General features: G+C 38.8%; 9 protein-coding genes. 6 read left to right on the top strand and 3 right to left on the bottom strand.

Annotated features, from left to right (window positions below; genetic code table 11):
* The first annotated feature begins 134 nt into the window (after positions 1–134).
* From GTH25_RS16935 to hemN, 5 genes are all read left to right on the top strand, one after another.
* The gene (locus GTH25_RS16935; RefSeq protein WP_075671268.1) at positions 135–2,474 is read left to right on the top strand and encodes a Tex family protein; all 2,340 of its coding nucleotides are present in this window, start codon (positions 135–137) and stop codon (positions 2,472–2,474) included.
* A 480-nt stretch (positions 2,475–2,954) separates the two neighbouring features.
* Complete coding sequence (locus GTH25_RS16930) at positions 2,955–3,629, top strand: CsgG/HfaB family protein (RefSeq protein ID WP_164530763.1); 675 nt, start codon at positions 2,955–2,957, stop codon at positions 3,627–3,629.
* 24 nt (positions 3,630–3,653) lie between these two features.
* The gene (locus GTH25_RS16925; RefSeq protein WP_075671270.1) at positions 3,654–4,007 is read left to right on the top strand and encodes a DUF4810 domain-containing protein; all 354 of its coding nucleotides are present in this window, start codon (positions 3,654–3,656) and stop codon (positions 4,005–4,007) included.
* Positions 4,004–4,660, top strand: coding sequence for a DUF799 domain-containing protein (locus GTH25_RS16920; protein ID WP_164530762.1), 657 nt, complete (start codon positions 4,004–4,006; stop codon positions 4,658–4,660). Before GTH25_RS16925 ends, GTH25_RS16920 begins: the two co-directional genes overlap by 4 nt.
* 861 nt (positions 4,661–5,521) lie before the next feature.
* Positions 5,522–6,895, top strand: a complete 1,374-nt coding sequence (hemN, locus tag GTH25_RS16915; protein ID WP_075671274.1) for an oxygen-independent coproporphyrinogen III oxidase — start codon at positions 5,522–5,524, stop codon at positions 6,893–6,895.
* Between the two features lie 20 nt (positions 6,896–6,915).
* Here hemN and glnG read toward each other — a convergent pair whose 3' ends face one another.
* From glnG to glnA, 3 genes are all read right to left on the bottom strand, one after another.
* Positions 6,916–8,340, bottom strand: coding sequence for a nitrogen regulation protein NR(I) (gene glnG / locus GTH25_RS16910; protein WP_075671276.1), 1,425 nt, complete (start codon positions 8,338–8,340; stop codon positions 6,916–6,918).
* A gap of 10 nt (positions 8,341–8,350) precedes the next feature.
* Positions 8,351–9,397 (bottom strand): nitrogen regulation protein NR(II), encoded by a 1,047-nt coding sequence (gene glnL / locus GTH25_RS16905; RefSeq protein WP_164530761.1) that lies wholly within the window; start codon positions 9,395–9,397, stop codon positions 8,351–8,353.
* 185 nt (positions 9,398–9,582) lie between these two features.
* On the bottom strand, positions 9,583–10,992 hold the full coding sequence (gene glnA, locus GTH25_RS16900; protein ID WP_075671280.1) for a glutamate--ammonia ligase: 1,410 nt from the start codon (positions 10,990–10,992) through the stop codon (positions 9,583–9,585).
* 359 nt (positions 10,993–11,351) lie between these two features.
* On the opposite strand from glnA, the gene typA reads away from it, so the two are divergent.
* Entirely contained in the window at positions 11,352–13,187 is a 1,836-nt protein-coding gene (typA, locus tag GTH25_RS16895; protein ID WP_075671282.1) for a ribosome-dependent GTPase TypA, read from the top strand.
* The last annotated feature ends 407 nt before the right edge of the window (positions 13,188–13,594 follow it).

The following is a 13,594-nucleotide window of genomic DNA, read 5'->3' as shown; positions in this document are numbered from 1 at the left end:
GCGTGAATGTTAAAATAATCTGTTAATTTCCTCATAATTGTCGAGCTAGATGGGAAATTTGCCAAATTTTTTTAGTGCTCTGCGTGTATAATAGCCATCTTTTTTAATTATTCCTCTCGGTAGGTAAATATTTTATGAATGAATCATTAAGCCGAATTATTGCAGATGAGCTCTCGGTTAAGCCCCAGCAAGTCCTTTCGGCCATAACGTTACTGGATGAAGGGAATACGGTGCCATTTGTTGCCCGTTATCGTAAAGAGGTCACAGGCGGATTAGATGATACGCAATTACGTCAATTAGAAACTCGCCTCGGTTACCTACGGGAACTCAATGATCGCCGCCAAACTATTTTAAAATCAATTGAAGAACAAGGAAAACTGACACCAGAATTACGTTCTTCAATTAATGAAACTCAAAGCAAAACAGAATTGGAAGATCTCTATCTTCCTTATAAGCCTAAACGTCGTACCCGTGGCCAGATTGCGATTGAGAATGGATTAGAACCCTTAGCGGATTTACTGTGGAATGAACCACAAAATAATCCAGAAGAAACGGCAACCGCTTATATCAACACAGAAAAAGGTGTTGATGATACGAAGGCAGCTTTAGATGGTGCGCGTTACATTTTAATGGAGCGTTTTTCAGAAGATGCCGGATTATTAGCAAAAGTTCGTCAATATTTATGGAAAAATGCGCATCTTGTTGCCAAAGTGATTGAAGGCAAAGAAGTCGAAGGAGCGAAATTTAGTGATTATTTTGATCACCATGAGCCTATCGCGAATGTTCCTTCTCACCGTGCATTAGCGATGTTTCGTGGTCGAAATGAAGGGATCCTTCAATTATCACTGAATCCAGATCCACAATTTGAAGAAGCGCCTAAAGAGAGCTACGGTGAACAACTGGTCACGGAACATTTAGGATTACGTTTAAATAATCAACCTGCTGATAGCTGGCGTAAAGCTGTTGTTAGTTGGACTTGGCGCATTAAAGTTTTAATGCATATTGAAACAGAATTGATGGGCCAATTACGAGAAAAAGCGGAAGAAGAAGCGATTAATGTTTTTGCTCGTAATCTTAATGATCTACTGATGGCGGCTCCTGCTGGTATGCGTGCCACAATGGGGCTTGATCCTGGTTTACGCACCGGTGTTAAAGTTGCGGTTGTTGATAGCACTGGTAAATTAATTGCCACAGATACTATTTATCCACATACAGGACAAGCAGATAAAGCGGCGGCAAGTGTCGCTGCGTTGTGTATTAAGCATAATGTTGAACTGGTGGCGATTGGTAATGGTACGGCATCTCGTGAAACAGAGCGCTTTTTCGCTGAAACAGTAAAACGCTACCCAGAAGTCAAAGCGCAGAAAGTGATTGTCAGTGAAGCAGGTGCATCGGTGTATTCAGCGTCAGAGCTTGCGGCTAATGAATTCCCTGATTTGGATGTTTCTATCCGTGGTGCGGTTTCTATCGCGCGTCGCTTACAAGATCCCTTGGCTGAACTTGTGAAAATTGATCCTAAATCTATTGGGGTTGGCCAGTATCAGCATGATGTTAGCCAAACATTATTAGCGAGAAAACTTGATACTGTCGTTGAAGACTGTGTGAATGGTGTTGGTGTTGATTTAAATACAGCATCAGTGCCGTTATTAACGCGAGTTGCTGGACTTAGCCAATCTATTGCTCAAAATATCATTAGTTGGCGTGATGAAAACGGTCGTTTTGTTGATAGAAAACAGCTGCTTAAAGTGGCGCGTTTAGGGCCGAAAGCCTTTGAGCAATGCGCTGGTTTCTTACGTATTCGTGATGGTAAAAATCCACTAGATGCCTCAACGGTTCACCCTGAAGCATACCCAGTAGTTGAAAATATCCTGCAATCTACACATCAAAAAATTGATGATTTGATGGGCAATAGCGCCCTAATTTCACAAGTAGATGCTAGAGCATTTATTACAGAGCAATTTGGTTTACCAACAATTAATGACATCTTAAAAGAGTTAGCAAAACCAGGGCGTGACCCACGTCCAGAGTTTAAAACTGCAACCTTTGCTGAGGGTGTCGAAACGATGAATGATTTAGTCAGTGGGATGATCCTTGAAGGAACTGTGACTAACGTGACTAATTTCGGTGCATTCGTTGATATTGGTGTACACCAAGATGGCTTGGTTCATATCTCTTCTTTAGCCGACCGATTTATTGAAGATCCACACACAGTGGTGAAGACGGGCGATATTGTTAAAGTTAAAGTTCTAGAGGTTGATTTAGCTCGTAAGCGCATTGCACTGACTATGCGTTTAGATGAAGTCGCAGGTGATAGTGATAAAAAACAATCATCATCAAATAACACGAATTCAGCTAGAAACAACAAAGGACAGAAACCAACTCGTAATAACCGCCAGTCAATAAATAATGGTAATAATGCGGGAAATAGTGCAATGGGTGACGCTTTAGCTGCGGCATTTGGAAAAAAACGCTAAGAGCGCATTTATTGCTACGGTATTAGTTGGTAAAAAGGATGAAAATAATGAGCGTGATATAACCAATATTGGTTATATCACGTTTTTATTACACGTTATTTAGATATTTTTTTTAGATAAAGATATTTATAAAAACTAATTAAATAGCAACATTGTACAAATTCTTTTTCATTTTTTTATCAGTTCAATTTTAAACTGACTTAAGTGATATTGATAAAATAATAGATAAAGGATCCTCTATTTTATCTCTATATTTATTTGTTATGATTTTTATCACTTATCTTCTATTCTCCCCGTCGCTGATTGCCTTTATATTATAAATAAGAGTTGACTTATCTTTTAACCTTATTATTACTGAGGTTTATAAGTTTGGGCTATATGAGCTAAAACTGAAAATTATTATTTCCGTTTATATCAACTCTATTTCAATTAATAGAATGAATATCTATGGGTTTATTTCACCTTTATTGGGTTATTAATATGAATTTAAATAAATTATCGCTTGGTTTGATCTTGGTTTCTGCATCATTACTTGCAGGGTGTGCATCAGAATCTTCACGCTCTTTAGAAGTGGCTAAAGTTGCAACCTATAACACAACTTATACGGGCACTAAGAGCGCTATTTCTATTGGTAAGTTTGATAACCGTTCTAGTTATATGAATGGAATATTCTCTGATGGAGTAGATAGATTAGGAAATCAATCTAAAACGATTTTAATGACGCAATTACAGCAAACAGGGCGTTTTAATGTATTAGATAGAGCTAACTTATCTGAATTAAAAGAAGAAGCTGGCATTAAAGGACAAAGCCAACAGTTAAAAGGTGCAACATATGTTATCACTGGCGATGTCACTGAATTTGGCCGTAAAGAAGTTGGTGACCGCCAATTATTCGGTATTTTAGGCCGAGGTAAAACACAAGTTGCTTATGCCAAAGTGAATTTAAACGTTGTGAATGTGAATACCTCAGAAGTGGTGTTCTCATCTCAAGGTGCGGGTGAATACGAGCTTTCTAATCGTGAAATCATTGGGTTTGGTGGAACAGCAAGCTATGACTCAACACTTAACGGTAAAGTGCTTGATTTAGCTATTCGTGAAGCGGTTAATAACTTAGTTGCAGGTATTGAAAGTAATGCTTGGCAGCCTTCAAAATAATGCACATTTTATAAGGATATAACGATGTCTAAATCATTAATAAGCCTTGTTTTGGGGGCATTATTGCTGACGGGCTGTGCAAGTGGCCCTAAACCACTTTATAACTGGGATAGTTATCAACAAGTGGTGTATCAGTACTATCAGCAAAGTGAAAGTGATCCTCAAGCACAAATCGATGCATTAAAGAAAAGTATTGAGCTTTCTCGTGCCAAATCATTGGGTATTCCACCAGGATTACATGCACATTTAGGTATGTTATACGGTGCAACGGGTGCGTTAGATTTAGCTATGGCTGAATTTAGTGAAGAGAAAGCACTTTACCCAGAATCAGCGGAATTTATGGATCGCTTGATGAAAAATAAAGGAATGCAAAAATGAGTCGCTTATTCACTTTAATTTGTTTGGCCTTTGCGCTGATATTAACGGGTTGTGCCCAGCCTGTTAAAACAGATTACTCCGCATTTAGACAGAGTAAACCAAAAAGCATTTTAGTCTTGGTGCCTCAAAACCATACAACAGAAGTTGGAGCTGGACACAGTTTCTTATCTCAAGTGACATATCCATTGGCGGAAGCAGGATATTATGTGTTCCCTGTAGCTGTCGTTGAAGAGACATTTAAACAAAATGGCTTATCAATGGCTGGGGATATTCATGCAGTAAGTCCTAATAAATTACGTGAAATCTTTGGTGCTGATACTGTTTTATACTTAGATATCACAGAATTTGGAACGTCATATCAAATTATTTCTAGTGATACGAGAGTTACTGTTGCTGCTAAGCTTGTTGATCTTCGTAATGGTGGTGTGTTGTGGAGCAGCTCTGCAACGGCATCAAGTACAGAAACAGAAGGTTCATCGAGTAGTTTAGTCGGGATGCTGGTTTCAGCGGTTGTGAATCAAATCGTGAATACAGTATCAGATAAAAGCTATCAAATTGCAGGCATAACCAGTGTCCGTTTACTTTCTGCTGGAAATGCGAATGGTATTTTGTATGGCCCTCGTTCTCCTAATTATGGTAAAGAAGCAGAATAAATAAATGCTATAAAATAAGCATAATAAAGAGAAAGGCTCTGCTTATTAACTTTAGAATAAGTAGAGTCTTATTTTATTTATAAGTAATAAATAATAATTATTCTTATTTGATGCTAGGTAATACTACATATATTTATTGTAAGATAAACGTCAAATAGAAGAGTGAATAAAAGAGATGAATTGTTATTGAAGAGATAAACCATCCTTGGTTGCTAGTCCGTTTCCTTCCGTGGTTAATAATCCATAATTCGGGTATATAAAAGAGACTGATTAAATAAGAGAAACGTCAATTAGAATAAGATAAGGTATGGGGGATGCTATCTTTCCTTGTAATATAGCGACCTTTATTCTTTAAATGAGCCTCAAATTTAAATCAAAACACGACTTAGTTGGATATTAATCAATGTTTGTCTCTAGGATATGTAATATTATAATTTAGGTAAAGATATAATTGTTACTATTATTATAATCATCGAATTAAGAGGGAATAAAAGAATAATAAAACTAATATAACGAGATATTTAATTAATTTAAATCGTATTTTGAGTAATATATCGTTTTAAACTCGGCGTAAAAGTTTTCTTCTGATATTTCAGTATGAATTGAAATTACTAACATATTGAATAAACTTAATTTATTCATGAATTTCTTTAATGGATAAGATTATTTTTACATAATGTGATTTACATCACGTCGTGTATTTGAGTGTTATCGCCTATCAATAAGAAGAAAGGGATTTATACGATACCCCTTTCGATCATATTCAGTTCCTGATTTATTGGTTACACTACTCTTTCAGATATTCATAATGTCTGTTAGCTGGTATGAAATATCAGCGGTTCACTTTTGGAAGGTAGAGGCATGTCAGAACAAACAATTATTTGGGATCTTGACCTGATCCATAAGTATAACTATTCAGGTCCTCGCTATACATCATACCCAACAGCATTAGAGTTTAATCAGCAATATGGCGATGATGATTTTATCAAAGCGACTCAACGTTATCTTGAGCGCCCTTTATCGCTTTATATTCATATTCCTTTCTGCCATAAGCTGTGCTATTTCTGCGGCTGTAATAAAATTATCACGCGGCATAAACATAAGGCAGATGAATATCTTGATGTTTTAGAAAAAGAAATTATTAACAGAGCTCGTTATTTTAAAGACAGAAAAGTGACTCAGATGCATTGGGGTGGGGGTACACCTACTTTTCTGGATAAGCAACAAATTAGCCGATTGGTTTCGCTATTACGCCATCATTTTCATTTTGTTGATAATGCAGAACTCTCTATTGAAATCGATCCTCGTGAAATTGAGCTAGATGTTATCGACCATCTGCGTCATGAAGGATTTAATCGCCTAAGTATGGGTGTGCAAGATTTCAATAAAGAAGTACAACAAAAAGTCAATCGAGAGCAAGATGAAGCGTTTATTTTTGCATTGGTAGAGCGTGCGCGTGAAGTGGGTTTTCACTCCACTAGCATTGACTTAATTTATGGTTTACCTAAGCAAACTAAAGAGAGTTTTGCCTTTACATTAAAACGCGTTATTGAATTATCACCTGATAGATTGAGTGTTTTCAATTATGCACATTTGCCTAATTTATTCGCCGCCCAGCGTAAAATTAAAGATGAAGATCTCCCTTTAGCTGAAGAAAAATTAGAAATATTACAAGAAACAATTTCTACGCTGACAACAAACGGCTATCAGTTTATTGGTATGGATCACTTTGCTAAACCTGATGATGAATTAGCAGTTGCTCAGCGCAAAGGTATTTTACATCGTAATTTCCAAGGCTATACCACTCATGAAGAGTGTGACTTATTAGGTATGGGAGTTTCTGCAATAAGTATGTTAGGCGATAACTATGCGCAAAATGAAAAAGTATTGAAAGAGTATTATGCGCGTGTAAATAGTGAAGGGAATGCACTATGGCGAGGTTTATCTCTGACTAATGATGATTGTATTCGCCGAGATGTAATTAAAACCTTAATTTGTAATTTTAGTCTGCATTTTTCAGATATTGAAAAAATGCACAATATTGTCTTCCATGACTACTTTAAAGAAGATTTAGAATTACTCGTGCCAATGAAGGATGACGGTTTAGTTGAAATAACAGCAGATGGTATTCAAGTTACACCACGAGGACGTTTGCTTATTCGTAATATCTGTATGTGTTTTGATACTTATTTACGAAATCAAATGCGCCAACGCCAATTCTCGCGTGTTATTTAATCGATGAAGAGGGTAGAGGATCAATATTCCTCTATCCCTAACTCTTTTAATTTACGGGTTAATGTATTTCTACCCCAACCTAATAATCTTGCTGCCTCTTGTTTATGCCCTTGTGTGTATGCCAAGGCACTAAGTAATAGCGTGCGTTCAAATTGAGGTAGGGCATCTGTTAAGATGTTTTCTTTCCCTTCCCCTAATGCTTCATCTGCCCATAATGAAAGATGTTGTGACCAATGTTGAGAAGATGCAATTCGACTGATATTTTTGGCTTTCTCATCTGGTTGGCGAATTTCTTGTGGTAAATCTTGAGGCATAATCTCTTGGCTTGCCGTCATTACGGTTAACCAGCGACACACATTCTCTAATTGTCTGACGTTACCTGACCAGTTGTATTCCATCATTATTTGCAAACTTTGCTGATGAAGCACTTTGGTTTCGACACCTAATTCTTTAGCTGTTTTTTGTAGAAAATAGCGCGCTAGGCTGGGAATGTCTTCGGTTCTATCGCGTAATGGAGGTAACTGAATGCGTATTACATTGAGCCGATGATAGAGATCTTCACGAAAATCGCCTACTTGAACTCGTTTTTCTAAATCTTGATGTGTAGCGGCAATAATACGCACATCGACTTTTACAGGGGCATAACCACCGACTCGATAGAATTGCCCTTCAGCAAGAACCCGCAGTAAACGTGTTTGAATATCGAGAGGCATATCGCCAATTTCATCAAGAAACAATGAGCCACCGTTCGCTTGTTCAAATCGGCCTTGACGTACTTGAGAAGCCCCTGTGAATGCACCCTTTTCGTGACCAAAAAGCTCTGATTCAATCAAATCTTTAGGGATGGCTGCCATATTTAAGGCAATAAAAGGAGAGGAAGCCCTTGGGCTATGGCGATGTAATGCATGTGCCACTAACTCTTTCCCTGTCCCTGATTCCCCATTAATCAGTACACTAATTGAAGAGCGAGAGAGCCGACCAATAATACGGTAAACTTCTTGCATTGCAGGAGCTTCACCAATCATATCTGAAACTGATTGCAACGAAGTTTCATTGGTATTCGGTTGTTTTTGCTCACGATAATGAGTAATGGCGCGATCAATTAATGCCAACGTTTCGTCGATATCGAACGGCTTTGGTAAGTAATCAAATGCCCCTTGTTGATAAGCATTAACAGCAGCATCGAGATCAGAATGTGCTGTCATAATAATCACGGGCAGAGTTGGGTATTGTTCTTTAATTATTTTTAGAAGAGATAAACCATCAATATCAGGCATGCGAATGTCTGATAACAATACATCAGGTATTTCTGCATTAAGTGCATTAAGTACATCATTCGCATGTTCAAAGGTTTTACATGACAGACCTTCACGAGAAATAGCGCGTTCAAGTACCCAGCGAATAGAGCTGTCATCATCAACAACCCATACATTTCCTTTTTGCATTGGTTATCTCCTACTTAATTGGTAAATAAATAGAAAATTCAGTATTTCCGGGCCAACTAGTAAATTCAATTTTACCAGCATGCTGATCCACTAAATTACGTGCAATAGATAACCCCAACCCATTGCCACCTTCTCGACCACTAACCATGGGATAAAAAAGTGTATCTTGCAGATGAGGAGGAATACCATCACCGGTATCAATCACATCAATGCGAGCAACAAGGCGATGGCGTTCGCCATGAAGTGTGACTTGAAAAGCAGTACGGGTACGTAAAATAATCGTCCCTCCTGTTTTTTCAACGGCTTGTAACGCATTACGTGTAATATTTAGGAGTACTTGTTCTATTTGATCTGGGTAATGAGATAACTCAGGTAAGCTCGGATCGTAATCTTTTAGTAAGGTGACATTTTCAGGGCATTCAAGTGAAATAAGCTGAGCAACGCGCTCAACAACATGGTGAATGCTCTGATGTGTTTTTGTCCCTGGATGTTGAGGGCCGAGTAATCTGTCCACCAGCACACGTAGGCGATCAGCTTGTTCAATAATGACTTGCGTGTATTCCGTTAATGCTGGATCAGGTAAGGATTTTGCCAGCAACTGAGCCGCGCCCCGTAATCCTCCTAATGGATTTTTTATTTCATGTGCCAGCCCCCTAACCAATTCCCTAGCAGCCATTTGCTGGGCTTGTTGGATCTGCTCTTGGCTTAACCGGCGTTGACTATCCATAGGCGCCAGTTCCAGCAAAATATGTTGCTCGGAAATAGGTTGGGCACTGAGCGACATTGTGTGTGGTTGGTTATTGACAACCAATATCACTTCATTGTCGGTAAAGCTTTGTCCATTCGCTAATGTTTCACGCATTAAATCAGCATCAAAAGAGTAATAGCTGAAAAGGGCAGTGAAAGGCGTTTCAAATAATTTTCGACGGCTTTGTGCTAAAACCTGTAACGCAGAATGATTTGCGTAGCAAATAATAAACTCTTTATTGATAACTAATACAGAGTGTATCAGTGAGTCTAAAATTAATGTGTTGTCAGGTAAGTCTGCCGTTTCCATATTGAATACCCCATTGCACCATTTTAGTGCATCTTACCTTTATTACATTAATGAACCAATGCGTAAGTGAAAAGACTGACTCCTTAAGTGGGAGAAAAGTGCCCATCCGAAGATGGGCAAAATAGCTTCACGGCAAAAAAAACAGTTTTACATCTAGGCTTAAGTGTTTATTAGTAAAAATAGTCTTAAGCGCTGTAATACATTTCAAATTCAAGAGGATGCGGAGCCATACGTACACGTTGAACATCCGCTCGTAATAACTCTAAGTAAGCATCAATAGCATCATCAGTAAATACGCCACCGCGAGTTAAAAATTCACGATCTGCATTTAATGTATTTAATGCTTCTTCTAATGAACCTGCGACAGTTGGGATCTCTTTCGCTTCTTCTGGTGGTAAGTCATAGAGGTTTTTATCCATAGCATCACCAGGGTGAATTTTATTGATAATCCCATCAAGACCAGCCATTAACTGCGCAGCAAACGCAAGGTAAGGGTTTGCTAACGGATCTGGGAAACGTACTTCAATACGGCGTGCTTTCATACTAGCAACAACTGGAATACGAATTGACGCTGAACGGTTACGTGCAGAGTAAGCCAGCATTACAGGTGCTTCAAAACCTGGAACTAAACGTTTGTAAGAGTTAGTAGTTGGGTTAGTAAATGCATTTAATGCACGAGCATGTTTGATAATACCGCCGATGTAATACAGCGCCATTTCAGATAATCCGCCGTATTTGTCGCCTGCAAACAGGTTTACGCCGTTTTTAGACAGTGACATATGGCAGTGCATACCTGAACCGTTATCACCAACTAATGGTTTCGGCATAAAGGTCGCGGTTTTACCAAATACGTGAGCGACGTTTTGTACCACGTATTTATAAATTTGGGTTTCATCTGCTTTTTTGGTCATAGTATTAAAGCGGGTTGCCACTTCATTTTGGCCAGCAGTTGCTACTTCATGGTGGTGAGCTTCAACAACTAAGCCCATTTCTTCCATAATGTTACACATGGTAGAACGAATATCTTGTGATGAATCAACAGGCGGCAGTGGGAAATACCCCCCTTTAACCATTGGGCGGTGCCCTTTGTTACCGTCTTCATATTTCGTGTTAGTGTTCCAAGCCGCTTCAATATCATTGATAGCGTAAGAAGCACCTGAAATATCGTTTTTAAAACGAATATCATCAAACAGGAAGAATTCTGGCTCTGGTCCAAACAGCACTGTGTCTGCGATACCACTTGATTTTAAAAAGTCTTCAGCACGTTTTGAGATAGAACGTGGATCGCGATCGTAACCTTTCATTGTGCCAGGTTCTAAAACGTCACAACGAATAATCAGGGTTGGATCTTGGAAAAATGGGTCAAGCATTGCGGTTGTTGCATCTGGCATCAGTACCATGTCTGATTCGTTAATGCCTTTCCAGCCACCAATAGAAGAACCATCGAACATTTTTCCTTCTTCAAAGAAATCATCGTTAACCTGATGAGCCGGAATAGTAAGGTGTTGTTCTTTACCGCGGGTATCAGTGAAACGTAAGTCAATATATCTAACTTTATGTTCTTCAATCATGGATAATACATGTTCAAGGGACATAGGAACTCTCCTGGCGAATGGTTTTATTGAGTGCAGTGGCCTTACACATTTTTCGGTGAATTTTTTGCTCACCTAAATTCTATTGCGAAAAGCATGCCAACTTATCTAAAAAGGGATATATACTGTATTGATGAAGTTTAGTGTAGAATATCTCCTGTGATTTTTTAATTATTGCACAAAGTTGGTGCAAATTAAGCCTAATTAGTTGCACTGTTTTGGTGCAATCGAACGGATGCTACTAAATTCTGAGGCGTGAAAAGGATCACAATTCAATTAATTGCATATTGTTAAGCAATCATTATTGTGATCTTGTTTAGTCTCTCGTCTAAAGCGTGTACAATACTGCGCTTATTTCTACAATGCCTGAGGCAAATTTTGTGATCGAAAACTTGCGTAATATCGCCATCATCGCCCACGTTGACCATGGTAAAACAACTATCGTCGATAAATTACTACAGCAATCTGGTACGTTCGGCGAACGTGAAACCGTTGCTGAGCGCGTGATGGACTCAAATGATCTCGAAAGAGAGCGCGGAATTACTATTCTTGCGAAAAATACAGCGATTAAATGGAATGACTATCGTATCAATATCGTAGATACCCCAGGACACGCCGACTTCGGTGGTGAGGTAGAACGCGTTATGTCTATGGTAGACTGCGTTCTATTGCTGGTTGACGCGATGGATGGCCCAATGCCACAAACTCGTTTTGTGACACAAAAAGCGTTTGCTAACAACTTAAAACCAATTGTTGTTATCAATAAAGTTGACCGCCCTGGTGCGCGTCCAGACTGGGTTGTTGATCAGGTATTTGACCTGTTCGTAAACTTAGGCGCAACTGACGAACAACTTGATTTCCCAATTATCTATGCATCTGCATTAAACGGTATTGCGGGAACAGATTACAATGACATGGCTGAAGATATGACTCCGTTATATGAAGCTATTGTCAAATATGTAGAGCCACCAAAAGTTGATCTGGAAGGCACATTCCAGATGCAAATTTCTCAGTTGGACTACAACAACTACCTAGGTGTTATCGGTATCGGTCGTATCAAGCGTGGTAAGGTTAAACCTAACCAGCAAGTGACTATCATCGATAGCGAAGGTAATACTCGTAACGGTAAAGTCGGTAAAGTGTTAGGTCATTTAGGCTTAGAACGTATCGAAGTAGATGTTGCTGAAGCTGGCGATATCATCGCAATCACAGGCTTAGGTGAACTGAATATTTCTGATACGATCTGTGAAACAGGTGCTGTTGAAGCATTACCTGCATTAGCCGTTGATGAACCAACTGTTAGCATGTATTTCTGTGTTAATACTTCACCTTTCTGTGGTCGTGAAGGTAAGTTTGTGACTTCTCGTCAGATTTTAGATCGTCTGAAAAAAGAGTTAGTCCATAACGTAGCATTACGTGTAGAAGAAACTGAAGATCCAGATGCATTCCGTGTATCAGGTCGTGGTGAGCTTCACCTGTCAGTTCTGATTGAAAATATGCGTCGTGAAGGTTACGAATTAGGTGTATCTCGTCCTAAAGTTATCTTCCGTGATATTGACGGTCGTAAACAAGAGCCTTTCGAACAAGTTACTATCGACATTGAAGAACAACACCAAGGTGATGTGATGCAAGCGATGGGTGAGCGTAAAGGCGAAATGCGTGATATGCAACCAGATGGTAAAGGACGTGTACGTTTAGACTACATTATTCCTAGCCGTGGTCTGATTGGTTTCCGTACTGAATTTATGACTATGACATCAGGTACTGGTTTACTGTATGCAACATTCAGTCACTATGATGATGTTCGTCCAGGTGAAATCGGTCGTCGTAATAACGGTGTTATGATCTCTAATGGTCAAGGTAAAGCCGTTGCTTACGCACTGTATAGCTTACAAGATCGTGGTAAATTATTTGTTACTCATGGTGCAGAAGTTTATGAAGGCCAAATCATTGGTATTCATACTCGTTCTAATGACTTAACAGTAAACTGCTTAACAGGTAAAAAGCTGACTAACATGCGTGCTTCTGGTACGGATGAAGCGACAACACTGACGCCACACATTAAGCAAACGTTAGAGCAAGCATTAGAATTTATTGATGACGATGAGTTAGTTGAAGTTACTCCGCAGTCTATTCGTCTGCGTAAGCGTTATCTGTCAGAAAACGATCGTCGTCGGGCTTACCGTAGCAAAGACTAATTCGTTATTCTGATAACATAATTCTTAGGGCGCGTTAGCGCCCTGAGTTTATACTCGTCATACTTCAAGTTACAGAATTGGCTGCGCTTAATTAGTCGCCTAGCTGTAACTTAAATTATTTAGAGTATATGGTACTAGTTGTACTATAAGACGAATGCGGTGGAAAATTTGCCACCGCATAAGTTTTTCTCTTCTCTTCTTTCATCTCTTTTCTTATCTTTTATTCCTCAACTTACATTTACAACTTAAGTGTTTTTTTCTGGTATCAATATCAAAAGTCATCATCCACCCTATTATGCATCATAGATAATGATGCTTTTAGTCTCATTTTTCATCTTCACCTATTCTGGTTTTATGTTTTACAAAAAAATTAAGTGTGATTATTGTACTTTTTAGCGTTTAAGCCT

Origin of the sequence: Proteus terrae subsp. cibarius (assembly GCF_011045835.1) — a bacterium.
Lineage (GTDB): Bacteria > Pseudomonadota > Gammaproteobacteria > Enterobacterales > Enterobacteriaceae > Proteus > Proteus cibarius.
Note: the sequence above shows the minus strand (reverse complement) of the source record. Positions and strands in the feature narration are given on the sequence as shown.

Bases quoted from the DNA above. Each gene is read 5' to 3' on its own strand.
- GTH25_RS16930 (WP_164530763.1), top strand. From the start codon at position 2,955: ATGAATTTAAATAAATTATCGCTTGGTTTGATCTTGGTTTCTGCATCA.
- typA (WP_075671282.1), top strand. From the start codon at position 11,352: ATGCCTGAGGCAAATTTTGTGATCGAAAACTTGCGTAATATCGCCATC.
- GTH25_RS16935 (WP_075671268.1), top strand. From the start codon at position 135: ATGAATGAATCATTAAGCCGAATTATTGCAGATGAGCTCTCGGTTAAG.
- GTH25_RS16925 (WP_075671270.1), top strand. From the start codon at position 3,654: ATGTCTAAATCATTAATAAGCCTTGTTTTGGGGGCATTATTGCTGACG.
- hemN (WP_075671274.1), top strand. From the start codon at position 5,522: ATGTCAGAACAAACAATTATTTGGGATCTTGACCTGATCCATAAGTAT.
- glnG (WP_075671276.1), bottom strand. From the start codon at position 8,340: ATGCAAAAAGGAAATGTATGGGTTGTTGATGATGACAGCTCTATTCGC.
- GTH25_RS16920 (WP_164530762.1), top strand. From the start codon at position 4,004: ATGAGTCGCTTATTCACTTTAATTTGTTTGGCCTTTGCGCTGATATTA.
- glnA (WP_075671280.1), bottom strand. From the start codon at position 10,992: ATGTCCCTTGAACATGTATTATCCATGATTGAAGAACATAAAGTTAGA.
- glnL (WP_164530761.1), bottom strand. From the start codon at position 9,397: ATGGAAACGGCAGACTTACCTGACAACACATTAATTTTAGACTCACTG.